This is a genomic window from Mucilaginibacter rigui, assembly GCF_014773275.1.
In the GTDB taxonomy this organism is placed as follows: Bacteria; Bacteroidota; Bacteroidia; order Sphingobacteriales; family Sphingobacteriaceae; genus Mucilaginibacter; species Mucilaginibacter rigui_A.
Genome location: NZ_JACWMW010000002.1, coordinates 256,882 through 281,291 on the forward strand (window position 1 = coordinate 256,882; position 24,410 = coordinate 281,291).

Here is a 24,410-nt window from a genome sequence, read left to right on the forward strand (position 1 = left end):
GAGAGTGGTTTTAAACTATGCGCTACTCAAACCAATTAACTATTCTTTATTACTCCAACAGGTCGGGCCTCCTTTGTTTGGTACGCTCAAGGGCCTGCTCAAAACGCCATTTTTCTATTTCGGGCGTGTTTCCGCTTAACAGTATGTCGGGCACTTTATGCCCGTTCCAATCGGCAGGGCGTGTATAAACAGGTGCATCCAGCATATCATCCTGGAAAGAATCAGACAGGGCCGAAGTCTCGTCGTTCAATACGCCGGGTATCAGCCTCACTACGGCATCAACCAGCACCGCTGCGGGCAGTTCACCGCCCGAGAGTACATAATCACCTATCGAGATCTCGCGTGTAACGTAGATGTCGCGGATGCGTTGGTCAATCCCTTTATAATGGCCGCAAAGTATAATGACGTTTTTTTTGATGGATAGCTGATTAGCTATATTTTGGTTCAGTGTTTCACCATCGGGGCTCATGAAAATAATCTCGTCATATTCGCGCTCGCCTTTTAGTTTCTCTATACAAGCCGCAAATGGTTGTATGGTCATCACCATACCGCTGCCACCACCATAAGGGTAATCGTCAACACTTTTTTGCTTGCCGGTGGCATAATCGCGCAGGTTATGCACCACAATTTCTGCAACGCCCTTTTTTTGCGCACGCTGTAAAATAGAATGGGCAAAGGGGCTTTCTAACAAACCGGGCAAAACAGAGATGATATCAAAACGCATTGGGCAAAGATACTTTTATTAGAAGCAAGAGTAAAGAATCAAGAACCAAGATTTTTTCCCTTCATCTTGATTCCTGATTCTAAAAGTCTTGATTCTCCCCTATATCTTTTTCTGTATTTGCCAGCAATGGCCAAAAATGTCGATGATCGCCCTGGCGGTAGCCATAGTCGAAGTCCTGTACAGGCGAGGTGATCTTAGCTCCGGCAGCAACGGCTTGGGCAACCACGGCATCTACATCATCAACAAAAATATTTACAGATACGGTACTTGCATTCGCTCTTGTTGGACTTATCAGTGTGGTTTCCCATTGCTCATGCAAATGGAACGTTGCCCCGCCAATAGAAAACTCTACCACGTGGATACTGCCATCATCATTGCTAAAGCGGTGTACTTCTTCCGCATCGAAGGCTTTTGTGTAAAAACTTACATCGGTTACCCCATTGGGGATAATGAGCATCGGTGCAAATATTGGTGTTGCCATATGCTAATTTAGGTAATAGTTTATTAATCAACATCTTCCAGCTCAAAAATAGCTTCAACCGGTTTATTAAAAACCCGGGCTATTTTTAAAGCCAGTACGGTAGATGGCACGTATTTATTACTCTCGATAGTATTAATGGTTTGCCGCGATACACCAATGGCCTCAGCAAGTTCGGCCTGGGTTATGTTTTTTATAGCGCGTTCTACACGCAAGGTGTTTTTCATAATGCGTTTATTACAACAGGTTTAGGTTGCTTTTTGCTGAAGCCACATCCGGTTTCCGGATTTTGTATAATCGATAGTGAAATACTATTAAAAAAATGGCCGGGATAGTAACAAAGTTGAAGGCCATAACAAATAAAAAGTCGGTGCTGTAAAAAGCAAAATTTGCTATCAATAATATAATGTAGTTTGCATACACCGAAAGTTGCATAGCCTCGAGTCTTATAGCGCTAATATACTCGTCTTCCTGTTTTTCTTTAGAGAATACCCATATTAACATTGGTAAGGGCAGTGTATAAAACAGCCAGGTGATATCTTCGCGCTTAATGCTTTGAGCTATTATCATCACAGCAAAAGCGACAGATAGTGTTTGCCCAATAAGGCGATAGGGTTTATTCGGTAAAAATTTGATAGTTTTTATTTCGTACTCATCGTTACGTTTATATAAAAGGTAATAAAAACGAGCCATAAAAATAACCAATGGCGTAAACAAATTATAAGTCATAAAGGTAAAGCCACTGGCAATAACTTCAATCGCCTTCTCGATCAATCGCAATTGCAAAACATTATTTATGGCTGCTGTAATTAAAAACATCGCGTACATAACATAATTAGCCAATATGGCCCAATACAAAGCATTAAGCCTAATGTTCGCCGTTAGTTCATCTTCTAATTTCTGCTTGCTAAACGCGATGAAAATTAAGCCGCCTACTACCAATGTTAAGGCAAGTTCATTTGTAAAATTTTCGTAAGCGGGTAAAAATAATTGGCTCTGCTCTCTAAGCTGCATACCAAAACCCGGAATTTTGTAGTCGTTATAAACAACCATATAGCCAAGTACAAAGCCTGGCAATGCCAAAAGCCATCCGAATAGCCTAAAGCGGTGGGGAAATAATAATCGTGATTTCATAATTGTAAAGTTTAATGGTGTACATTATTATGATAAGTCAACTTCTTTTGCAGCGTCCCTGTTAAGGCGGAAGATCATCCAGCGAAAGCGGATAATAAAGAATATCAGTGGCGCCCATACCGCTGTTAAGATTATATACATCAACTCAATTGTATTGGTAAATACAACACAAATGGCCAGTATAAAATAATTTAAATATACCGCCCACTGTAATGATTCCAACCTGATGAGCGAGATATGCTCATCTTCTATTTTTTCTTTAGAGAAGGCGATAAATATCAATCCGAAAAGCAACAGCAAAGCGGTAGTGTCATGCGAGAGCTTCATTCCCGGCTGTGCGTCATGATGCAACTCCTGTGCAAAACCATGCGGATGCAGAATTTTAAAAGCAATGGCAAATAGAACAACCGCTATAAAACAGAAGTACCCTATCCTTCGATAATAATGTGGAAACAAAAACCGTGATTTCATAATTGTAAAGTTTGATTTACCAAATGTAAAACAAACTTTACAAATGTCAAATATATTTGACATTTTTTTTATCTATTAAAGTTTCCTTGCAAAGGAGGAATAAAAGCGGCCTTTATAAAACAAAAAAGGCGCTAAAACTGCAAATTATGTGCGTCTTAGCGTCTCTGCCTGAAAAAAACCCGATTATGTTATCCCTCTAAATAAACATCCAGCAAACCGTCCGGCAAGGCAATATAAATCTCGCCGCCTTCTACGTCAATTCCTTTTATGATCTCTACATTCAGCGGGAACAGTACCTCTTTATTTTTAAAATTTACAGATGCGATAAGCTGCTGCGGATATTCAACTACATCCAGTATCTCGCCCAGTTCACCGTGTGTTTCATCAACCGCAATAAAGCCTTTTACATCTTTAAGGGTAAACTCTTCTTTCTTCTTTTTAGGCTTTACCTTGTTAGGCAGGTAGATGTCCTTTTTTACCAGCATGGTTGCCTTTTCAATAGTATCTATATCCTCCAGGTTTAGGTAAGCCTGGTTCTTTTGCAAAAACTTTATCGAGCTTACAAAATAAGGCACCAGCTTACCCGCAATATCCACAAATAACGATTTGATCTTGATAGCTTCCGCGCCTTCAAAATCAATATATACCTGCATTTCGCCTTTAAGGCCTTTGGTTTTTAAAATGCTGCCCAGCCTGAAACAATCCTCGGTTTTCATAACGATACGGTTAAATAACAATGGCGAAGAACCGTTGGGTTACTTCGCCATTTGCTTAGAACTTGCGTTCAATAATTACTCAGCGCTTTCTGCTTCAGTTTCGGTATCAGCAGCAGCTTCTTCAGCCGGGGCCTCAGTTGCTTCTTCTTCTACTTCTTCAGCTACAGGAGCATTTTTAGCAGCGATAGCTGCAGCTTTATCTTCTTTCTTTTTAGCTTCAGCAATTAAAGCCAATTTACGGGCTTCGTCTTTTGCAGCGTTAAGATTTGATTTTTTACCTGTTATTTTGCTGTCTTTTTGATCTAACCACTCAGCAAATTTAGTTTCTGCCTGTTCTTCGGTTAAAGCACCTTTTTTAACACCGCCTTGTAAGTGTTTTTTGTATAATACGCCTTTGTATGACAGTATTGCACGGCAAGTGTCTGTTGGCTGTGCGCCATTGTTTACCCACTCAAGAGTTTTTTCGAAATTGATGTCGATTGTAGCTGGGTTGGTGTTAGGGTTATATGAACCTACACGCTCAATAAAACGACCGTCTCTTGGAGCACGGGCATCTGCTACTACGATGTAATAAAAAGGTTTTCCTTTTTTACCGTGTCTTTGCAGTCTGATCTTAGTTGCCATTCTTTTATTTTTATGTATTCAACATTGTCCCCGGAGTTCTTTCTGCGGGGATGCAAAGGTATAAATTATTATTTATATATAAAAGGCTTGTAATTAATTAGGTAGGGATATTTCTTACTATAAAGATGGATTGTCCGCTTTATTAGTTAACTGACTCTGCTGCGCAAGAGAGGGAGCTTTTTTATTTCTCACTTCTTCGCCCTCTTTGCGCAGCAGAGAGGGTCGACCAGAGAAGCGAAGGGGGGGGGGTGAGTAGACCCACATATACATTGATGCATCGCTTAAAAATATTTTCGCTATTTTTTGTAACAAGAATAATTCACCGGCATCATAATATCACTATATAGCCAAGGTCTTATAAAGCTATAAGTTATTGTGAGGAGCCCGCACCTTAAGGGCCCCGTTAAATTAATCACTTAAACAAAATGTCTGAAAATTTATTGATCCAATTCTGGTGGGTATTTCCGCTGGTGGGTGCTATTCTGCTTTACAAATTTGTATTGCGGGTATTATGTGGTATGATCATCGTTCCGGATGACCGCATTGGTTTGGTTGTTAAAAAATTTACCCTTTATGGCAGCAAACGGCTGCCCGATGGCCGTATCATTGCCATTAATGGCGAAGCCGGTATGCAGGCCAAGCCACTTGCCCCGGGCCTTTACTGGCGCATGTGGCCATGGCAGTATGTAATTACTATGGAGGCTTTTACAGTTGTGCCGCAGGATAAGCTGGGCCTTGTAAAAGCTAAAGACGGCGCCCCTATGGATATTGGCCGTGTGCTGGGCAAACCTGTGGACTGCGACAAGTTCCAGGATTCGCAGGCCTTTCTTGAAAACAATGGTCAAAAAGGCCCGCAGGCCGCATTTTTAACTCCGGGTAACTATCGTATCAACACCTTCCTGTTCGAGATTATGATGGTGCCAACTACCAGCATCCACGAAAACAAGGTGGGTATAGTAACCACGCTGGATGGTGAGCCTTTGGATAAAGGCGAAATTGCCGGCGGCTCGGTTGCCGGGCACCGTAACTACCAGGACCCCATGGCTTTCATTAAAGCCGGCGGTAAAAAAGGTTTACAGGAAGACGTTATCCTGGCAGGGACCTATTACCTTAACCCATGGTTTGCCATTGTTGAGCAGGTAGAGATGGTGCATATCCACATTGGGTATGTTGGTGTGGTTAACTCATTCGTAGGCCCCGAAGGTAAAGATACCAGCGGCGTAGGTTTTACCCACGGTAATATTGTGAAGAAATACGACAAGGGTGTTTGGGATGAACCGCTCGACCCGGGCAAGCACCCTGTAAACATTTATACCCACACGGTTGAGATAGTGCCTACCACCAATATTGTGCTTAACTGGGCAAACAGCCGTACCGAAAGCCACGAGCTGGATAAAAACCTGTGTACCATCAGCGTACGTTCATCTGATGGGTTTACATTCAATTTGGATGTATCTCAGATCATCCATATCCCGCGTAACGATGCGCCAAAGGTTATTGCAAGGTTTGGTAATACAAAAAACCTGGTATCGCAGGTACTGGAGCCCACTATTGCCAACTATTTCCGTAACTCGGCGCAAAAAAGCGGTGTGATAGAGTTCCTGACAAACAGGTCGCAAAGACAGGAGGATGCCCGTGCGCAGATCAGCAAAGTACTGGCCGACTATAATGTAGAAGGCGTAGATACCCTAATCGGTGACATTGTGCCGCCCGAAGCCCTGATGAAAACCCTTACCGACCGTAAAATAGCCGAGCAAGAACGCGTTACTTACGAAATTCAAAAAAGCGCACAAATTGAGCGTAAGGAATTTGAAAGCGCCAAAGCCGGTGCCGATATGCAGCCCGAGGTGGTAAAATCAACCCGCCAGGTGGAGATAAACACCCAAATGGCCGCCTCAAAAGTTGCCGCAGCTAAGGGTGATGCTGAATCGAGAGTCATTAACGCTAAGGCTGATGCCGAGAACAAAACCATCATTGCCAAAGCCGATGCTGAAGCCAAAACTATTAATGCTAAAGCGGATGCCAACGCAACCGAGGTTAATGGTGCTGCCGATGCCGGTAAAATAAAGGCCATAGGTTTGGCCGAAGCCGAGGTTACCAAACAAAAAACCGAAGCCATGGGTACCGAGCAATACGCTATAGTCCGCGTGGCCGAAGCTTTAGCCAGCAATGGCATTAAACTGGTGCCCGAGATTTTGGTTAACGGCCAAAACGGCGGAGGCAATGGTATGATAGATGCTTTAATTGGCAGCGAAATGCTTAAAAAGCTGCAATGCGAAGGTGATGCTAAAGTGGTGGATGTAACGCCAAAGGCGGAGTAATCCAGCCAATTCCCTCCCTCGGAAGGGGTTAACGAGGTCGCTTTATTAACCCCTTCCTCCTCCTTCCCGGGGGAAGGAATCGCACGAGGCCTGCGCTTCTAATTTCCAACCGTCATTGCGAGCGATAGCGTGGCAATGACGGATTTAATAAAAAAGGGAAAGCCGCTCAAGTTGAGCGGCTTTCCCTTTTTTATATTTCTTCAACCAAACTTATATCGCCAGTATCTCTACTATCTTTAAAAAGTTGGGGTTTATTTCAACATTGTGTTTGCAGGCATGCTCAAACGGTGTGTATGAGATCTCGTTATGGATAACGCCTATCATTTCGTTACGGTGGCCATCCCTTAAAGCTTCAACAGCGGCAACACCTACGCGGCTTGCCAATACCCTGTCCTGGCATGATGGCCTGCCACCACGCTGGATGTGGCCTAATATAGAAACCCTTGTGTCGTAATGCGGGAAACGCTCCTTTACGTGGCGACCTATCTCGAAAGCGCCACCTGCGTCATCTCCTTCGGCAACGATTACAATTTTGGATAATTTATCCTTACGGCCATGCTCCAGGCGCTCGCAAAGAGCATCAATATTGGTTTTACTTTCCGGAATAACAATAGCTTCCGCGCCTGATGCAATACCGGTACGCAGGGCTATCAATCCACTATCGCGGCCCATCACCTCAACAATAAACACCCTGTCGTGAGATTCTGCTGTATCGCGGATCTTATCCACAGCGTCAATTACGGTATTAATGGCAGTATCATAACCGATGGTAAAATCGGTGCCTAAAAGGTCGTTATCAATAGTGCCGGGTAAACCAACAACCGGGATATCATATTCGGTACCGAATATACGTGCCCCGGTAAAAGTACCATCACCACCAATAGCAACAAGGGCATCAACGTTATGCTTCTTTAGCTGGTCGTAAGCCAATCTGCGGCCTTCGGTTGTTTTAAATTGTTCGCTGCGGGCTGTTTTAAGAATGGTGCCTCCGCGCTGAATGATATTGGAAACAGATTTCCTGTCCATGGTAAAAAATTCACCATTAATCATCCCCTCGTATCCACGGCGGATACCGGTAACCTCAATTCCATAATAAGTTGCCGAACGTACTACCGCGCGGATGGCGGCATTCATACCTGGTGCATCACCACCTGAAGTAAAAACTCCTATATTTTTGATCTGCGTCATTTTTTAAAGGGCGCTGTCGCTTTGTAAGTGTAAACAGAAAGAACTTTACAAAAGCCATACAGGGTTGCTGCATCGTTTCCGTAAAGTTCCGCGAATTTACACTAATTTTTTTTACCTGCCTATTTTTTATAGGCTGCTATCCCACTATCCAGATAGGAAATGAAGGATTTTATGTCTGTTGCGCCTACCGGTTTAACAAGGGGCTCGCCCTTTTCGTTGGTAATAACATAATAAGGCTGCGCATTTGATCCATATTTGCTTATCTCCAGATCGAGCCATTTACCCCCCAGGGTAGTAATATCTTTTCGTTGAACGGGCGAATTATATTGTTCTGCTTTAGGCAATTCCGTTTTATCATCAATTACCATTTGCAGTATCACAAAGTCGTTCTGCAACCTCTTTAATACTTCCGGGTAAGGCAAAACGTTTTGCTCCATTTGGCGGCAGTTAACACAATTCCAGCCGGTAAAGTCAATAAATATGGGCTTATGCAGTTCTTTTGAAAGCTGTACCGCCTGGTCATAATCGTACCATTCATCAAGGCCCTTTACCTTTGGCAGGCGCTTAAATAGCTCTTCGTATTTCTTTACTTTTATGGTTGATGATGTATTTGCCGGCGTTGCAATAGCAGCACTGCTCCCACCGCCCGAGATATCAAAATCCTGCGTGCTTAAAGGCGGCAGTAAAGCGCTGATGGCTTTTAACGGCGCGCCCCAAAGGCCGGGCACCATGTATATAGTAAAGGCAAACATGCCCATAGCGATGAACGTACGGGTAACCGTTAAATGCGTTACATCACTATCGTGCGAGAATTTGATCTTACCTATAAGGTATAAGCTCATTAATATACCAATGGCTATCCAAAGGGAAAGAACAACCTCGCGGTCTATCAGGTTCCAATGGTAAGCCAGGTCTACATTCGATAAAAACTTCAGGGCAAATGCGATCTCGATAAACCCAAGGATCACCTTAACGCTGTTTAACCACCCGCCAGATTTTGGCAGGCTTTTCAATGCCGATGGGAACGTAGCAAATATGGTAAACGGCAAAGCAATAGCCAGCGAAAAACCAAACATCACCACTGCCGGGGCAAGCCTGTCGCCTTTGGTAAACGCGCTTGAAAGCACACCGCCAATAGCAGGGCCAGTACATGAGAATGATACGACTACCAACGTAGCAGCCATAAAGAAGATCCCCGCAAAGCCACCTTTATCAGAGTTGGCGTCGAGCTTGTTTGCTAATGAACTGGGCAGTGTAATCTCAAATGCGCCAAGGAATGAAGCCCCGAACACTACCAGCATCAAAAAGAAAAAGAAATTGAAGATGCCATTAGTAGCCAGACCATTCAACGCAGCTGGACCAAATATAATGGTGATCAGCAGGCCAAAAACTACATATATAAATATAATGGAGAACCCATACAGGCATGATTGCCAGATAGCGCTGGCCCTGCTTCCCCCTCTTTTTGTAAAAAAGCTAACCGTTAATGGCAACATAGGATAAACACAAGGCAATAAAAATGCCGCGAAACCACCTAAAAAGCCAATAATAAATAATTGCCAAAGGCTTTTGGGGATATCGGTTGTGTTGGTATCTGCTTTAATTGTTGTGGCATCCGTTTTACTCACACCTGCTTTTGCAACAGAATCTGCCTTTATTTTAGCCAGCGAATCTGCGCTTTTTTTGTTGGCGATGACCTGCTGAGAGGCCGATGGCACCTCCGTAAATTCCACATCATTTGTAGAAACAGTGTCGGGCGTTTGCGCTCTAAGCTGTTTCGGTGCTAAAACCACAAAAGCAAAAATGGCTACTAAAAACAAGAATACGCTGCGCAGCAGGGTGCGTTTAATGGCTGTTGTCTTCATTATATTATTTACCTAACGGGATAGAAAACTCTACTTCGTCTGGCGGAAGACATTTTGAATCGTTACAGGTCATAAACTCCAGCTTACCTTTAACTGCTGAAGCCTTTGCCGATTTAAGTTTTACCTTTTGCTGAAATACAACCGAGTTTTCAAAGTAGCCAACATTCATACCGAAAGTTTTTTCGTACTTGGTTATAGGCGTTGGTTCGCTGGGTTTGCCAACCAATGCGTATTCTTTTGACGGGGCAAAAGTAAAGCTCGTCTTAATTGGCCCGCCTTCTTTAACATTTTGTGAATAGATATGCCAGCCCTGGTCAATAGTAGCCTTTATCAATACAACAGCATCTGTCGCGCTGATTTTTTTAGCCGCGTACGACCATTTTACGTGCGATTCTATCTGTGCCTTTGCACCTATAGTTATTAATAATGCGGTAACCGCTAAAAATAATCTCTTCATCTTATTTATTTAAAAATTCTATTTCTTTTAAGTTATATTCCTGTTCGCCGTTTTGTTGCTTTACTACAAGCAAACCGTTTTCTTTAACATTTATTATAGTGCCTTCAAAAATATGACCGTTCGACTTAAATTGTCGAACTTCGTTTAACCAATATAGTCGGCTTAAGTACATATTCCTTACAAACTCCAGCCTTCCGGCTTTTAGGTGCAGATAATAGCCCTCAATGTGGTTGCAAATTTCTGCTAATATATTTTTTAATTCATAATCCTTCTGTAATATCTTCTTTATAGAAGTAGCATTAACCGCGTCGGGTGCAAAAACCTCCTGGTTTACGTTAAGCCCGATACCTATAACCGAGTGCTTTATCTGGCTGCCCTGCAATATGTTTTCAATAAGCATCCCGCCAAGTTTGCTATCATCAAAATAAATATCATTTGGCCATTTTATCTTCAGGCTGTCACGCAACAGGGGGTACAGTGCGTCATATACACCCATGCTAACGGCACAGGTAAGGTAAAACTGCTGCGATGCCGATAAAAAAGATGGGCGTAACAATATGCTGAAGGTTAAATTTTTGCCCGGCTCTGCATGCCAGGTGTTATTGCGCTGGCCACGGCCCGCAAACTGGCGCTCTGCCATAATGACCGTTCCATCAGGTACTGGCTTGGAATTTGACAGGATATTTTTAAGGAATGTGTTTGTAGAGTCAACTTCTTTTAGTGTCACTAAATTTTGTCCAACAAATAATCCTGAAAATATGTTATTTTGCAACGTATAATATTATTAAACCCGAAATCGTTCAAAACTAAATCTTTTTAATGGTAAAAAGTAAAGTGATAAATGAATCCGCCTATATTTCTGAACTTGCCATACATGGCATGCAGGAAAAAAAGGGGAATGATCTGGTAAGGCTTGATCTTCGTAATATAAACAGTTCGGTAGCAGATTACTTTGTAATTTGCCATGCCGATTCGGCCACACAGGTAAAAGCAATTGCACATAGTGTTGAGGAAGAAATTTATAAAGCTATACAACAGAACCCCTGGCGCAAAGAGGGGCTTGAGCATGGCGAATGGATACTGCTGGATTATATAGATGTTGTCATACACATCTTCAGGACCGACAAACGAGAGTTTTATGGTGTTGAAGACCTATGGGGTGATGCTGAAATTAAAAGCTATAAAAGCGCTTAAGAAAGCTCAAATTAATACCCTTTTAAATTACTAACAGATTGATACTTGAGCTTGTAGAACATGGAAATTAAAGATAAGAAGTCAGATTCCCCAAAACCTTTACGCAAGGTTCCGAATAAAAAAGTTACACCAAAACCACCAAAGTTTAACCTGATGTGGCTTTACGCCATTGCTATTATTGGTATATTGGTAGTGCCTACACTTATGAGCGGCGGCACCGGAAAATCAATAGATTTTCAAAGGTTTAGCACCAGGATGCTTCGCACCGGCGATGTTGAAAAAATTGTGGCCTACAAAAATGGCGACCTGGTAACCGCCGAAGTTTTTATTAAAAAAGACAGTTTAACAAAGCCCGAATACGCCGATGCCGGAAAAGGGCAACGCGGCCTGGGCGTATCTAACGACCCTCAGTATAATTTTACTGACGCCTCTTACGAAAGCTTAAAGCAATCTATCGCGGCAGCACAAAAAGATGTACCCGATGCGCAAAAAACCGCTATTGAATACCAGCAAGGTAAAGAAAACCTGCTAAGCAACTGGCTGGTGCAATGTGTTATAATGGCAGTGCTGCTTGTTGGTGTATGGTTGTTTATAATGCGCCGTATGGGCGGTGGTGCTGGTGGTGGCGCAGGTGGCCAGATCTTTAACATTGGTAAATCAAAAGCTACCTTGTTTGATAAAGAAGCCCAGGTATCGGTTACATTTAATGATGTTGCCGGGCTTGAAGAGGCCAAACAAGAGGTTATGGAGATTGTAGATTTCCTTAAAAATCCTAAAAAATATACCAATCTGGGTGGTAAAATACCAAAAGGTGCATTGCTGGTTGGTTCGCCGGGTACCGGTAAAACGTTATTGGCCAAAGCCGTTGCAGGAGAGGCACAGGTACCTTTCTTCTCGCTGTCGGGTTCCGACTTTGTGGAAATGTTTGTGGGTGTGGGTGCGTCACGTGTTCGCGACTTGTTCAAACAGGCAAAAGATAAAGCCCCTTGTATCATCTTTATTGATGAGATCGATGCTATTGGCCGTGCCCGTGGTAAAAACACGATGATGGGTGGCAATGATGAGCGCGAAAACACCCTGAACCAGTTACTGGTTGAGATGGATGGTTTCGGTACCGATAGCGGCATTATTATACTTGCTGCAACTAACCGCCCTGATGTACTTGATAGCGCACTAATGCGCCCGGGGCGTTTTGACAGGCAGGTATCTATTGACAAACCCGATTTGATTGGCCGCGAGCAGATCTTTAAGGTTCACTTAAAACCTGTTAAGGTGGCAGAAGGAGTTGATGCTAAAAAACTATCGGCACAAACCCCTGGTTTTGCGGGTGCAGAAATTGCTAACGTTTGTAACGAAGCCGCTTTAATAGCTGCCCGTAAAAACAAAGAGGCCGTTGATATGCAGGATTTTCAGGATGCTATTGACCGTGTTATTGGTGGTTTAGAGAAGAAGAACAAGATCATCTCTCCGGAAGAAAAACGCATTGTGGCTTACCACGAAGCTGGCCACGCTATTGCAGGCTGGTTCCTGGAGCATGCCGATCCGTTGGTGAAGGTGTCTATAGTGCCGCGTGGTGTTGCTGCATTGGGTTATGCCCAGTATTTGCCGAAAGAACAATTCCTGTATACTACAGAGCAATTGCTTGACGGCATGAGCATGACCATGGGTGGCCGTGTTGCCGAGGATCTTACTTTCGGTAAAATCTCAACCGGTGCGCAAAACGATCTGGAACGTATTACCAAACTGGCTTATGCCATGGTTACCATATACGGTATGAACGAAAAAGTGGGTAACGTTTCTTTCAACGATACACAAGGCGAATACCAGTTTAATAAACCATATTCAGAAAAAACTTCTGAATTGATAGATAACGAGGTGCGTGCTCTTATTGGTGATGTTTACCAAAGCACAAAACGTTTGCTGACCGAAAAGCGCGATGGTTTAGAGAAACTGGCCAACAAGTTGATAGAGAAAGAAATTTTATTCCAGTCGGATCTGGAAGAGATATTGGGCAAACGCCCGTTTGATAACCGCACCACTTATGATGAATTTGTGAATGGCCCGGAATCAAACCAGGACCCGGCTGCACAAAACCTGGTTCATGAAGGTGTTGGTGATCACTCCGGTACCTTTGATAGGAACCCTGAAGAAACCGATGCAACTAAAGAATAATTTTTAAGTTCGAAGTAAAAAGTCGTAAGTCTGGCAAAGGCTTGCGACTTTTTGCTTTATACTTATTACTTTTGATTTTACATGAGGGATATTACTACATCTAAAGAAAAGCTGTTAAAAAAGGTGCGCAAAGCGCTTTTAGAGAAACGCGATAACCCCTATCCAAATCTGGAAGACCTACCTATGTATCCGCCAACCGACGAGATGCTGGAAGTACTTTTTGCTGAAGAGTTTACAGCTGTTAGCGGCCAGTTTGTTTTTTGCGAAGATGAGGTGCAGTTTATAGAAAACCTGCTGGAGCTTGCCGAAGAACGTAAATGGCATAAAATATATTGCTGGGAGCCAGCTTTGCAGGACATGCTTAAACAGTACGATTACCCCTTTTTTGAAACCGATAAAGATTTTGACCAGGCCGAAGTTGGCTTTACCCTTTGCGAAGCTTTGATAGCCCGTAACGGCACCATATTGCTTTCAAACGGCAATGCAGCAGGCAGGCGTTTAAGCATTTACCCCCCGGTACACATTGTATTGGCATATACCTCACAATTGGTGCTAGATCTTAAAGACGGTTTTAAACTGCTGAAGGAAAAATACGGCACCGGCATTCCATCTATGATAACCCATGTAACAGGCCCAAGCCGTACTGCCGATATTGAAAAAACACTTGTTTTGGGGGCCCACGGCCCTAAAGAACTGTTTGTTTTTTTATTGGATGGATAGTAGAGCGTGATTTCCAGAGCGAAGAGCGCGACTCATACCGATCACTACCGCTCCTTTCAAAATAACGCGCTTATCACCTCTATCTCTCTACTTCTCTTAAAATATTCAACTCATCCAGCTTACACTCCTCCAACACCACCCTTTCGCTCGCCTTTTTGTTATAAGCCCATTTTATCAAACGGATATAGCCATCTGCTATCTCTATCCCGGTGATATCGCCATCATTAAAACAACAGCAGCCAGTGTTAAAATAAGTATCCAGGTAGCCATTAAAATCAGGTGGCGTATTCCCCTGCAGGTGCAGGCTGGTTATTTTTTTTTCAAACTCCGCTACTTTGGAAACATCGTTATCGGTTCTGGCTTTATCAAGGCGTATGTAAAGATTTTCCAGCTCGGTTAGCGACCGGAATACCGGCTGGTGCGTGTGCCCGGTTATCAGCAGTGTGTTTTTGCGCTGGCTGCTCCATTCGTACATAATGCGGTTATGATCTGTTTTTAGCTGGTTGTTATAGGCCGGCGTGTTAGGGTTTATGCGAAGGTAGCCCTGCAATGGCCCCCAAACGTCAGACACGAACCACTTGCTGAACCAATTGCCATCGCTTTGCAGATCGCCCTGGTGGCCATGGGTCATAAATATCTCTAACGGTTTACCATTCACCTGCGTTTGTAAAACGGCTCCTTCATAAACCCTTATAGCTTTGCCGTAAATTTGCAACAGGCTTACCATTGCAAGCGGGTCGTTACCCCAGTACAGGTCATGGTTGCCAAATATCTTTACAAACCGGTCCTGCTCCATAAATAGCTTCTCTTTCTCGAACGTTGGTTTGTTGTGCCGCTTTACGGTTATAAACAGGTTTTCCCAAAGCTCTTCGCTATCGCCCAGGTTTATATAAATAAATTTTTCGCGGTTATAATGATCAAGCGCGGCCAGGTAGTTCTTTGCCGAAAGGGCGAATATATCGGCCCCGTCCCTTGCTCCTTTATGCTGATCAGAAAAGATAATGAACTTATCTTTTTCAGGGGCGAATGGTATTACCAGTCCATTTTTACCCGGCTTGGTAATGATGCTTTTATATAGCGAATTTAATGCCTTATTAACCCTTGCCTTATCCGGCCTTGATGAGAATTTATCGGCTAGGCGCGATACGGGTTTATAAAGCAGGCGTTGTAAAAAGCGGCGCATGTGGGGATTAACATGCGCCGCTGATAATTGTGTGATAAGGTTTAAGAATTAATACTTGCCGCTGCCGGTTATGGTAACCCGTTCATCTGTTAGCAGATCTATCATGTTAACAGAAAACTCGTACGAAGTGGAACTCTTTTTGGTAACGGTTCCCCCTGTTGATGAATACACAGTATTGCTGTTTGGAACACATACGGCATATAGTTTTGATGAAAACCCGGTGTTATCATCAAAATTAACAACATTGCTTGTGCCACTGCTACCAGTTGGCATGTTATACACAGTGAAAGACGCGCCGGTGCTTGACGCGATGATCACATCAATATTACCAGATACGCCGCTTGTTGCAGGTATTGACTGGCATGGCCCGCTAAATTTTGTACCCATTATGGTAAATGTACCGGTTGCACCCGCGCCGATATCGTCGTTTCCGCTATCATCCTTTTTACAGCTACCCAAAAAGGCTACCACCATTAAAAGCAGCAGGCTTTTTACAAATAAATTTCTTTTTAAAGTTTTCATATTGTTCATGTGTTAGTGCTTGTTTATAAATAGATTTTAGAAGGTAAACAGGTAGCTAACGCCTGCAAACGCATACGAACCGCCGGTTACTTTGATGTAGTTATAACCTACACCCAAATGAGATTTTTCGCCTATGTTAAGGCCAACTTTGGCAGCCAGCAGTAAATTGGTGTTACTTGCAGAGTTATCGTCCTCATCAGACACACGCAGGTTATAAACACCCACTTGCGGCTCAACAAAAAACATCCCGCCAAACTTGGCCAAAAAGCCAACCTTAATAGGTATGCCCGAGTATTTTACTTCAGCATCCTCTTTTTTTAAGAAGTAATTGTAACCCACACTACCGGTAACCGCTCCTATATCACCAATATGGTATAAACCAACTGCGTTAACGCCAAGTCCTGCCGATGTAGCATCTTTAAAATTACCCACTGGCAGTAACCCTTCGAGCTCTAACCCAAAGTTGAATGTTGATGAAGATGCATCTGCTGCTGCAACATTTTTAAACGCTGCCTTTTGTTCAAATAGGTTTTTTCCGCTTGCCAAAGGAGTAAAATTTACAGATTTGTTTACCAACACGGCTGTAGGGTTTGAGCTAGCCTCCGGCTGGGTGATGCCGGTAAGGCTGTTAGTTTGCGCACTGGCGGTTATGCCTGCACATAGTAAAGGGATAAATAAAAGTTTTGAAAGGTTAAGGTTATTCATATCAAAAATCTATGCTGCCTACTCTGTTCCGTTTTCGGCTTTCCCGGCCACAATTGCTGTAATTGCTTATCACAAATCTCCGTTAAACAGCAAGGCGCATCAATGCGCATATCACCCAAGTTATACTGTGTTTATGCTGTGCAAATACCGTGAAAACACGGGGCTAATACCCCTGCGATACAAATAATTTAGCAGTTGCAAATCATCAATTAAACATTAATTAATCACGATCATGAAAAAACTATTATTTATCGCATTACTACTTATTGGCGGGCTTACCATATTTGCCGGCTGCAGCAAAAAAAACAACGAGGACGGTTCCCCTTCAACATCGATATCAAAAAGTAAACTTATTGGCAAATGGCTTTATGTAAAATTCGTTGAAAACGGCGATACCGAAACTTTTGAAGATGGCGAATACTTTCAGCTTAACGAAGATGGTACAGCTTACGACAGCATGGACAATGACAATGCACAATGGAGCCTATCCGGTAATAAAATAACTTTTATTGTTGCCGGGAAACCCAATATTGCCACTGTAGAAAAACTAACCAGTAGTGAGCTTGTGATGTCTACAAATGATAATGGCGAAGTGAGGACAGCTTATTTTAAAAAATAATCTTTGTAAATACAAATGTTCCTGATAGAATGTAACTTAGGGAAACCGTTAATCTTAAAACAATTTAAACAATGAAAAATTTACTCTCAGTACTATTTGTATTATGTGTACTTGCATCGTGTAAGCAAAAACCTGCAGCTACCGATGAGCCGGCCGCAGTAACAACCTCGCCCGATACCGCAGTAACCGACCGCGGCCCTGTTGAAATCCCCTTTGAACTTGCAAGCCGAATGGTTAAGAATTATGAACCACATGTTGGCGCCGTATCAAAGCCAGATGGAACTCTGGCGTCTACCGACGGCAATACGCGCTCTGTTTGGCTTGAACTGGATAAACTGGAGAAATATGTCGAGATATTGAAAAAAGAGAGGGCGGCTAATGGAAAAACAGATGGTGTACGTGTTTATTTTGGAACTTATGGTGATAATGCTAAAGAGCCTGCCACATATGACCTTGATCCTAATAACTCGTTTAGAAACACGCTTGTTTTTGTTTCAACAAAAGATTCTGTAAATCTTGCAAAGGTGCATTTTCATCGCGATTATTTTAACGATGAAAAGGCCTTTATTTTAACCGGCCCTGCAGACAAAGGCGAGCTTTGCCCTCCTCCGGTAAAATGCTGTGAGATTGGTGCAGTACTTTCATGCCCATAATAATTACTTATGTTTTTATCTGCTAACAACATTGTTGAGTTAACCGGCCTGCTTTTAGCTATAGTTTTTCTCATCAATGATAAAAACAAGATCTGGAGAGCCCAGATCTTGTTTTTAATCGCGGTGTGTATTATTGAGTTAACCGGGCGGTATTACAGGATAATCATCCAGCAAAATAATAGTTGGATCTACAACTTGTATCTGTTGCTCGAAACTGGTTTTGTAAGTGCCGTGTTCTACACTTTTTTTGAAGATTATATAAAAGGAAGGCTATATATAATAGCTGTGGTGCTGCTATTTATTATCGTATATACAAAAGAGGTAGTATCTCACGGTATTACTAAATTTAATGTAAACAGCGACACCCTGCTATCCGTACATTTTTGCATTTGCAGCTTGTTATATTATTACCAACTTTTAAAAAGCGAAGGGTATGAGCAATTGTCAAAACTGCCATCGTTTTGGTGGGTAAACGGCGTTTTCTTTTTTTATTTTGGAAGCGTTGCCTGCGACCTTTTCTTTTATCAGTTATTTTCAATCCCAAACAACTTACGTTCAGATATATACGCTATATTAAACCTGCTTTTATACAGTTGCTGGTCATACTCATTTTTATGCAGATATCAACAAAGGAAACGGTTGAGTTAATTGTCACAGCAACGCTGATTTTTTTATTAGCGCCCGCCTTTGTGCTGATATACGTTAACCTATACAACCAGCGCAAGAAAAAACTTGTGGAAGAAAAAGCACTACTCGAATCGCAATTCCAGCAGGAACTTCTAAAAACCCAGGTAGAAATGCAGGAGCAGACCCTTAACCATATTAGCCGCGAAATACATGATAATGTAACCCAGGTACTCTCTTTTGTTAAGCTTAACCTGGCTATCCCCGCGAAAGCTACACCCGAACAGGCCGAGCAAAAAATAAGTGAAAGCCGCAACCTGGTTGCGCAGGTAATAAATGACCTGCGCGATCTTTCAAAGAGCCTCAGCTATGAGCATATTATGCAGCTTGGGCTTGTACAAACCATGGAAATAGAAACCAGCCGTGTCAACAAAAGTGGCATTATTAACATTATACTGGCCATTGGCGGCAACGCCCGTAACCTGGGCGAAGAACGCGAGCTGGTATTGTTCCGCATTTTCCAGGAAGCACTTAATAACACGCTGAAACATTCGGGCGCAAAGCAGCTAAAGATCAGTTTGGATTATTTTGATCATTTGTTTAACTTAACCATTCAAGACAACGGTGTGGGTTTCCCGGCCCATTCGCTAAACAAAAGCGGATCAGGCTTAAGAAACATTGTGAACAGGGCTGCCTTAATTGGTGCTGATGCTGTTATTGACAGCGCACCAGGCAAGGGTTGTTGTATAAAAATTACTATTGACCCCCTTACACAATATACCCATGCCAACGGAAACCACTATAGCCCTGGTTGATGATCACCGCCTCTTCAGAAGTGGCATCGTATCATTAATAACTTCTATTACTGGCTATAAAATACTTTTTGAGGCTGGCAACGGCGAAGAACTAACGCGTAAAATATCTCCCAAGTTTAAACCCGATATTGTTTTGCTGGATATAAACATGCCAGTAATGGATGGCACCAGCACCGCGCACTGGCTGCGCACGCATTACCCCGACGTTTGTATCATCATCTTATCCATGTTTGAGGATGCCGAAAAAGTATTGAGTATGGTAAAAATTGGCGTTAAAGGCTATCTGCTAAAAGACGCCGAACCGCACGAGTTTGAGCAGGCTCTTAAAAAAGTATCGCAGGGCGAACTGTATTACCCCGAATTTGTAACCCGCCACCTGGTACAAAGCTTTAACAAAAACACAGACCAAATTAAGCTTAACGCCCGCGAAATTGAGTTTCTAAAACTTGCTGGCACCGAACTTACCTACAAGGAAATTGCCGACCAAATGTGCGTTAGTGCGCGCACGGTTGACGGTTACCGCGACCAGCTTTTTGAAAAACTACAGATAAAAAGCCGTGTAGGGCTGGTTTTATACGCGATAAAAAATAACATGATTGAATTGTAATTTGCTAAAATTATTAGCAAATTTGTTTTCATGTCACATGCGGAAAACGATGAATTTTTTAAGGGTAGAGGGGCGCAGGTAAATACGCACAACAGGTTTTTAAAGAACAAATATGTACTGGACCATATTGAGGGGCTTGACGAACAACTGCTGGAAAATACGCATACCCAACTTTTTGAAGAAACCCCAAAGAAGATCGTAAGCGAATCTAATAGTCCGGATCTGAGTCACTTCCACTCCATAAACCCTTACCAGGGTTGCGAACATGGCTGCATTTATTGTTATGCCCGCAACAGCCACGAGTATTTTGGCTTTAGCGCCGGTCTCGATTTTGAACGTAAGATCATCGTAAAACGTAATGCGCCAGAGCTGCTCGAAAAATATTTCAATAAAAAGGGTTACGAGCCCGTGCCCATCGTACTCTCGGGCAATACAGATTGCTACCAGCCAATTGAACGCAAGCTTAAAATAACCCGCGGGCTGTTAGAAGTGTTTTTAAAATACCGCAATCCGGTTAGCATCATTACTAAAAACAATGTGGTGCTACGCGATATGGATATATTGGGCGAATTAGCCCGCATGAACCTTGCGCATGTAAACGTATCTATCACCACGTTAAATGAATCGTTACGGCAAAAGCTGGAACCACGTACGGTTATGGGCATGAGCAGGCTTGGTGTTATCCAAAAGCTATCAGAAAAAGGCATCCCCTGCAGGGTGATGGCAGCGCCAATCATCCCCGGGCTAAACAGTAACGAGATCCCCGATATTATAAAAGCAGCTGCCGACCGGGGCGCAGTAGCAGCCGGCTTTACCATTGTAAGGCTTAACGGGGCAATTGCCGAGATCTTTACCGACTGGGTACACAAGGCATTCCCCGACAGGGCTGAGAAGGTTTTAAATATGATAAAGGCCTGCCACGGGGGCAGCCTTAATGATAGTGAATTTGGGCGCCGTATGAGCGGCGAGGGCCAGGTTGCGCAATCCATCCACCAACTATACCGTATGGCCTGCGTACGTTTCCTGGCGGGCCGCGAAATGCCGCAATATGATTTTACATTGTTTACACCAAGGGGCGGAAAGCAAACGAGTATGTTTTAACCCTAATCGTCATTGCAATGACGCGGTGGTTAGAAAGAGCTTACATCCTCAACCTAAGCGATACCGACCTGCCCAGCGCCTGTACAAAATTAGGGTCGAGTTGCTCTTCGCCATCTTTTTGGATCCAGATGGTGTTTTCTTTTATCAGCTGTAGCTTTTCGCCGTTCAGCAGTAATTCCAGTTCGGTTGTATTTTGGTTTATTAAACGGCTGTTTACAATCTGGTAAACATAATCCTTGTCGTTAAATGTAATCCGTAGCGGTAATCCCATATCTCTAATCTTCTCGCGGTAAAGATAGCCGTTCTTTTGAGAGAGGAAATTTTATTTGAAAAAAAGAACGGCGTTGCTTCATACTCCGCAATTACGCGCGGGGATTATTCCACAACAAAAAAGGCCCCGTAGAGGGGCCTTATAAATATAAGTTTATGAACGTGGTTGCTAATTAAGCGTTCTCTTCTTCCAAAGCCATTAGCTCATCAACCAGGATACGTCCGCAATGCTCGCAAACGATGATCTTTTTACGCTGACGGATGTCTGACTGGCGCTGAGGCGGGATCTGGTTAAAGCAACCAGAGCATGAATCGCGCTGAATGGTAACTACTGCTAAACCATTTTTAGCGTTTTTACGCAAACGGTTATAAGCAATCAGCAAACGCTCATCAATATTACCGGTAGCTTTTTCGGCCTGTCCCGTTAACTCGCTTTCTTCTTTTTCGGTTTCGGCGGTAATGGTGCCTAACTCATCTTTTTTAGCATCAAGGTCGCTGCGGCGTGCATCAAGATCTGCTTGTGCTTTTTCGTAAATGCTGGTTTTTGATGCGATCTCGAAACCATACTCACGAATCTTTTTCTCGCTCACTTGTATATCTAAGCCTTGTATCTCAATTTCTTTTGATATGGCATCATACTCGCGGTTGTTTTTTACTTCGTTAAGCTGAGTTTCGTATTTTTTTATGTTAGACTGTGCGTCTTTTATCAGGTTCTTGCGGGTTACAATTTCATCCTCAAGATCATCAAGCTCATTCTTGATCTTCTGTATGCGGGTTTCAAGGCCTGCTACGTCATCTTCAAGATCTGCAACTTCCATAGGCAATTCACCTCTTACCTGGCGTATCTTGTCAATTTTGGTGTGGATGGTTTGCAGGTCGTATAAAGCTTTCAGCTTTTGTTCTATGGTTTGTTCCATTAAATAAAATATTTGACGGGGTTTGTATTCACTTTTGTTAAACGGATGGCAAAGTTACTAAATTTTTTCTGAATAATTTCGAACAATAATTGTTGCGTAAATTGCTCACTTTCAAAATGTCCAATGTCGGCGATGAGTATTTTTCCCTCTGCATCAAAAAACTCGTGATATTTATAATCTGCAGTAATAAAAACATCTGCCCCTGCACCTATGGCCTGCTTCAATAAAAAGCCTCCCGAGCCACCGCAAACCACTACTTTTTTTACCTGTTTGCCTGTAAATGCGGTGTGCCTTATTACCTGTGCATCCATACTTGTTTTTACATCTGCTAAAAATTCGGCTTCGTCCATTGGTGCGTCCAGTTCCCCTATCATGCCGCTGCCAATTTCCTGGTGCTGGTTGGTCAGGTTATACAGGTCGTACGCTACCTCCTCATACGGGTGCGCCAAAACAAGCGCCATGATGATCTTGCTTTCCAGGTTGGCCGAGTAAACGGTTTCTATCCGCATCTCCTCTTCGTGGTGACGAACGCCTGGCTCACCCACATAAGGGTCGCTATTTTCACTACCCTTAAAAGTGCCGGTTCCTTCGGCGTTAAAACTTACTTCACTGTACTCGCCAATATGGCCTGCCCCTGCATGGAACAGCGCTTTACGCACCTGTTCGGCCTGGGCAATGGGCACATAGGTAACCAGTTTTTTAAGCAGGTTATGCTTGGGGGCTAAAATACGTGTATTGGTTAGGCCAAGCGTTTCGCAAATGCGGGCGTTAACGCCTGTCATTACGTTATCCAGGTTGGTATGGATGGCATACAGCGCTATGTTATTGCGGATGGCTTTTTCAACCACGCGTTCTACATACGTTTTGCCATTAAACCTTTTTAGCCCTTTAAATACAATAGGGTGATGCGATATGATAACCTGGCAACCGGTTGCTATGGCCTCGTCAACCACGGCCTCGGTGCAATCCAGCGATATCAGCGCCTGGTGTACCTCCATCTCCGGCTGTCCCACTATCAGGCCGCTGTTATCATAATCTTCCTGCAAGGCCAGCGGGGCCATGCTCTCCAGGTAAGCAGTTAGCTGTGCTAATTTCATAATTGTACTAAGGTAGTAAGGTGCGGCGATGTTTGGAAAGAATATTTTATTCGGTTGGTGTAATCGCTTTATTATTTACTCGCCCCGGCATCTACCCTCTCTGCTTCGTAAAAAGGCAAGGAGAAAAACAAACCTTCTTTCCGTGCAGCGAAGAGAGGGTCGCGCACGTAGTGTCGCTGGGGTGAGTAAAACGCAAAAAGATCAAAACAACCAGTGATATTTTCTTTGGCGCCAACCGTCACCGGCCTGCCAACGCTCACCGCGTTTTGATCCTTATATAGCTTAAAAACTTTGCTTATATCTTTGACCGTACCTTGGCTTTTGCAACTTTCAGGTCGTTCATTAAAATGTTCATCAATTCTTTATCAAAACGAGACATTAATTTGTTTGCTATTGGTTTTCTCAGGGTTTTCATTGTGATATGGTTTAGGGATTTGTATATATTTTGATAATTAAACACCCATTTTAGCTATGTTAAAGCTTTCGTAGGCCATTTTCTGGTTGTATTCGTTTGCTATAGACTGGTGGTTTATGAGGTCGACAATGGTACCGATAAAGCAAAAGCCTGCTGTAAAAAAGTAAAATACGCCCATCATTACCTGGCCCACCAAAAAGCGCTGTACCCCCGCAATGCCGATAAAGCCAAGCAGCGTGAATATCATAATATCCTGCGGGCTTTTTCTTTTACCTGAATAGATCATGTAAAAGGTTTGTTTTTGGGTATCGCTCAGGCTGCTTGTTGCCTGGTGCAAAACTGCCATTTCCTCTGTTGTGATGCCTGGCAGTGACATATAAGGATTGTAAGTGTTCATTTTTTTACGTTTTATTGTTGTGATTGATGATGTAAAACTAATATCGAAATAAAAATTTGCCTATAACTAATAGGCAACCTGTTATAAACCATCGGTAAGCGCGGTAATTTATTCGGCGAAACAGGGGAATTTTTTTACCGGTTATCAGCGTTAAAGCGGTATTTACGTGGCAGCGCCAGTGTATAGATGCGGTACAACAAACCGCCAAGCACAGGTATACCCAACCAGTGCGCATGGAAAGAGCTTTTTATATCACCATGAAACAAATAAGAGATAGCATGGCCAAGGCCGCAACCCGGGCACCAGGTAAAGCCAAGCAGCTTTAAAGGGCATAAGCTAAAGTGGCTTTCACCTGCCGGGTTTGTAAACGCCAGGCAAATCAAAGCCACTATCCAAAAAATTAATTCAAAATATCGGTTAA

General features: G+C 43.1%; 29 protein-coding genes. 10 read left to right on the forward strand and 19 right to left on the reverse strand.

Annotated elements, in window-relative coordinates; genetic code table 11:
• Positions 1-49 precede the first annotated feature (49 nt).
• The 7 genes from trmD to IDJ75_RS08255 form a co-directional block, all read right to left on the reverse strand.
• Positions 50-724, reverse strand: coding sequence for a tRNA (guanosine(37)-N1)-methyltransferase TrmD (gene trmD, locus IDJ75_RS08225; RefSeq protein WP_191175151.1), 675 nt, complete (start codon positions 722-724; stop codon positions 50-52).
• Positions 725-803: 79 nt separating this feature from the next.
• The gene (locus IDJ75_RS08230; RefSeq protein WP_224746541.1) at positions 804-1,205 is read right to left on the reverse strand and encodes a VOC family protein; all 402 of its coding nucleotides are present in this window, start codon (positions 1,203-1,205) and stop codon (positions 804-806) included.
• A 23-nt stretch (positions 1,206-1,228) separates the two neighbouring features.
• Positions 1,229-1,429 (reverse strand): helix-turn-helix transcriptional regulator, encoded by a 201-nt coding sequence (locus IDJ75_RS08235; RefSeq protein WP_224746542.1) that lies wholly within the window; start codon positions 1,427-1,429, stop codon positions 1,229-1,231.
• 10 nt (positions 1,430-1,439) lie between these two features.
• Complete coding sequence (locus tag IDJ75_RS08240; RefSeq protein WP_191175152.1) at positions 1,440-2,336, reverse strand: hypothetical protein; 897 nt, start codon at positions 2,334-2,336, stop codon at positions 1,440-1,442.
• A gap of 27 nt (positions 2,337-2,363) precedes the next feature.
• A complete protein-coding gene (locus IDJ75_RS08245) occupies positions 2,364-2,807 on the reverse strand; it encodes a hypothetical protein (RefSeq protein ID WP_191175153.1) in 444 nt (147 codons plus the stop codon).
• Positions 2,808-2,995: 188 nt separating this feature from the next.
• Positions 2,996-3,523, reverse strand: coding sequence for a ribosome maturation factor RimM (rimM, locus tag IDJ75_RS08250; RefSeq protein WP_191175154.1), 528 nt, complete (start codon positions 3,521-3,523; stop codon positions 2,996-2,998).
• 75 nt (positions 3,524-3,598) lie between these two features.
• Entirely contained in the window at positions 3,599-4,147 is a 549-nt protein-coding gene (locus IDJ75_RS08255; RefSeq protein WP_191175155.1) for a 30S ribosomal protein S16, read from the reverse strand.
• A gap of 425 nt (positions 4,148-4,572) precedes the next feature.
• Between IDJ75_RS08255 and IDJ75_RS08260 the strand changes: the two genes are divergently transcribed.
• The gene (locus IDJ75_RS08260; protein WP_191175156.1) at positions 4,573-6,468 is read left to right on the forward strand and encodes an SPFH domain-containing protein; all 1,896 of its coding nucleotides are present in this window, start codon (positions 4,573-4,575) and stop codon (positions 6,466-6,468) included.
• Between the two features lie 210 nt (positions 6,469-6,678).
• Here the strand turns inward: IDJ75_RS08260 and pfkA are convergent, their stop codons facing one another.
• The 4 genes from pfkA to IDJ75_RS08280 form a co-directional block, all read right to left on the reverse strand.
• Positions 6,679-7,656, reverse strand: coding sequence for a 6-phosphofructokinase (pfkA, locus tag IDJ75_RS08265; protein WP_191175157.1), 978 nt, complete (start codon positions 7,654-7,656; stop codon positions 6,679-6,681).
• Between the two features lie 119 nt (positions 7,657-7,775).
• Positions 7,776-9,521 (reverse strand): protein-disulfide reductase DsbD family protein, encoded by a 1,746-nt coding sequence (locus tag IDJ75_RS08270; RefSeq protein ID WP_191175158.1) that lies wholly within the window; start codon positions 9,519-9,521, stop codon positions 7,776-7,778.
• A gap of 4 nt (positions 9,522-9,525) precedes the next feature.
• Positions 9,526-9,978: a protein-disulfide reductase DsbD N-terminal domain-containing protein gene (locus tag IDJ75_RS08275; protein WP_191175159.1), complete on the reverse strand. Its 453-nt coding sequence runs from the start codon at positions 9,976-9,978 to the stop codon at positions 9,526-9,528.
• Position 9,979: 1 nt separating this feature from the next.
• A complete protein-coding gene (locus tag IDJ75_RS08280) occupies positions 9,980-10,705 on the reverse strand; it encodes a biotin--[acetyl-CoA-carboxylase] ligase (RefSeq protein WP_317173751.1) in 726 nt (241 codons plus the stop codon).
• 92 nt (positions 10,706-10,797) lie between these two features.
• Between IDJ75_RS08280 and rsfS the strand changes: the two genes are divergently transcribed.
• The 3 genes from rsfS (at position 10,798) to IDJ75_RS08295 (ending at position 14,064) form a co-directional block, all read left to right on the forward strand.
• The gene (rsfS, locus tag IDJ75_RS08285) at positions 10,798-11,172 is read left to right on the forward strand and encodes a ribosome silencing factor (RefSeq protein WP_191175161.1); all 375 of its coding nucleotides are present in this window, start codon (positions 10,798-10,800) and stop codon (positions 11,170-11,172) included.
• A 60-nt stretch (positions 11,173-11,232) separates the two neighbouring features.
• Positions 11,233-13,344, forward strand: coding sequence for an ATP-dependent zinc metalloprotease FtsH (gene ftsH / locus IDJ75_RS08290; protein WP_191175162.1), 2,112 nt, complete (start codon positions 11,233-11,235; stop codon positions 13,342-13,344).
• A gap of 81 nt (positions 13,345-13,425) precedes the next feature.
• A complete protein-coding gene (locus IDJ75_RS08295; protein ID WP_191175163.1) occupies positions 13,426-14,064 on the forward strand; it encodes a LutC/YkgG family protein in 639 nt (212 codons plus the stop codon).
• 79 nt (positions 14,065-14,143) lie between these two features.
• Here IDJ75_RS08295 and IDJ75_RS08300 read toward each other — a convergent pair whose 3' ends face one another.
• Genes IDJ75_RS08300 through IDJ75_RS08310 form a run of 3 tightly spaced genes read right to left on the reverse strand, consistent with a single transcriptional unit; the run spans position 14,144 to position 16,474 of the window.
• Positions 14,144-15,247 (reverse strand): metallophosphoesterase, encoded by a 1,104-nt coding sequence (locus IDJ75_RS08300; protein WP_191175164.1) that lies wholly within the window; start codon positions 15,245-15,247, stop codon positions 14,144-14,146.
• Positions 15,248-15,295: 48 nt separating this feature from the next.
• On the reverse strand, positions 15,296-15,769 hold the full coding sequence (locus tag IDJ75_RS08305) for a hypothetical protein (RefSeq protein WP_191175165.1): 474 nt from the start codon (positions 15,767-15,769) through the stop codon (positions 15,296-15,298).
• Positions 15,770-15,805: 36 nt separating this feature from the next.
• Positions 15,806-16,474, reverse strand: coding sequence for a hypothetical protein (locus IDJ75_RS08310; protein ID WP_191175166.1), 669 nt, complete (start codon positions 16,472-16,474; stop codon positions 15,806-15,808).
• A gap of 232 nt (positions 16,475-16,706) precedes the next feature.
• Between IDJ75_RS08310 and IDJ75_RS08315 the strand changes: the two genes are divergently transcribed.
• From IDJ75_RS08315 to IDJ75_RS08340, 6 genes are all read left to right on the forward strand, one after another.
• Entirely contained in the window at positions 16,707-17,093 is a 387-nt protein-coding gene (locus IDJ75_RS08315; protein ID WP_191175167.1) for a lipocalin-like domain-containing protein, read from the forward strand.
• Between the two features lie 71 nt (positions 17,094-17,164).
• Positions 17,165-17,746 carry a hypothetical protein gene (locus tag IDJ75_RS08320; RefSeq protein ID WP_191175168.1) on the forward strand — a complete coding sequence of 194 codons (582 nt, stop codon included), beginning with the start codon at positions 17,165-17,167 and terminating at the stop codon, positions 17,744-17,746.
• A gap of 9 nt (positions 17,747-17,755) precedes the next feature.
• Complete coding sequence (locus tag IDJ75_RS08325) at positions 17,756-18,394, forward strand: hypothetical protein (RefSeq protein ID WP_191175169.1); 639 nt, start codon at positions 17,756-17,758, stop codon at positions 18,392-18,394.
• Positions 18,361-19,185 (forward strand): sensor histidine kinase, encoded by an 825-nt coding sequence (locus IDJ75_RS08330; RefSeq protein WP_191175170.1) that lies wholly within the window; start codon positions 18,361-18,363, stop codon positions 19,183-19,185. Before IDJ75_RS08325 ends, IDJ75_RS08330 begins: the two co-directional genes overlap by 34 nt.
• Positions 19,154-19,792, forward strand: a complete 639-nt coding sequence (locus IDJ75_RS08335) for a response regulator transcription factor (RefSeq protein ID WP_191175171.1) — start codon at positions 19,154-19,156, stop codon at positions 19,790-19,792. The genes IDJ75_RS08330 and IDJ75_RS08335 overlap by 32 nt, the downstream gene beginning before the upstream one ends.
• 30 nt (positions 19,793-19,822) lie before the next feature.
• Complete coding sequence (locus IDJ75_RS08340) at positions 19,823-20,893, forward strand: PA0069 family radical SAM protein (protein WP_191175172.1); 1,071 nt, start codon at positions 19,823-19,825, stop codon at positions 20,891-20,893.
• A 40-nt stretch (positions 20,894-20,933) separates the two neighbouring features.
• Here IDJ75_RS08340 and IDJ75_RS08345 read toward each other — a convergent pair whose 3' ends face one another.
• The 5 genes from IDJ75_RS08345 to IDJ75_RS08365 form a co-directional block, all read right to left on the reverse strand.
• Complete coding sequence (locus tag IDJ75_RS08345) at positions 20,934-21,164, reverse strand: hypothetical protein (protein ID WP_191175173.1); 231 nt, start codon at positions 21,162-21,164, stop codon at positions 20,934-20,936.
• Between the two features lie 172 nt (positions 21,165-21,336).
• Positions 21,337-22,080 carry a zinc ribbon domain-containing protein gene (locus IDJ75_RS08350; RefSeq protein ID WP_191175174.1) on the reverse strand — a complete coding sequence of 248 codons (744 nt, stop codon included), beginning with the start codon at positions 22,078-22,080 and terminating at the stop codon, positions 21,337-21,339.
• Complete coding sequence (locus IDJ75_RS08355; protein ID WP_191175175.1) at positions 22,080-23,177, reverse strand: Nif3-like dinuclear metal center hexameric protein; 1,098 nt, start codon at positions 23,175-23,177, stop codon at positions 22,080-22,082. The genes IDJ75_RS08350 and IDJ75_RS08355 overlap by 1 nt, the downstream gene beginning before the upstream one ends.
• A gap of 452 nt (positions 23,178-23,629) precedes the next feature.
• On the reverse strand, positions 23,630-23,989 hold the full coding sequence (locus IDJ75_RS08360) for a TM2 domain-containing protein (RefSeq protein ID WP_191175176.1): 360 nt from the start codon (positions 23,987-23,989) through the stop codon (positions 23,630-23,632).
• A gap of 134 nt (positions 23,990-24,123) precedes the next feature.
• Positions 24,124-24,378, reverse strand: coding sequence for a DUF2752 domain-containing protein (locus IDJ75_RS08365; RefSeq protein ID WP_317173752.1), 255 nt, complete (start codon positions 24,376-24,378; stop codon positions 24,124-24,126).
• Between the last annotated feature and the right edge of the window lie 32 nt (positions 24,379-24,410).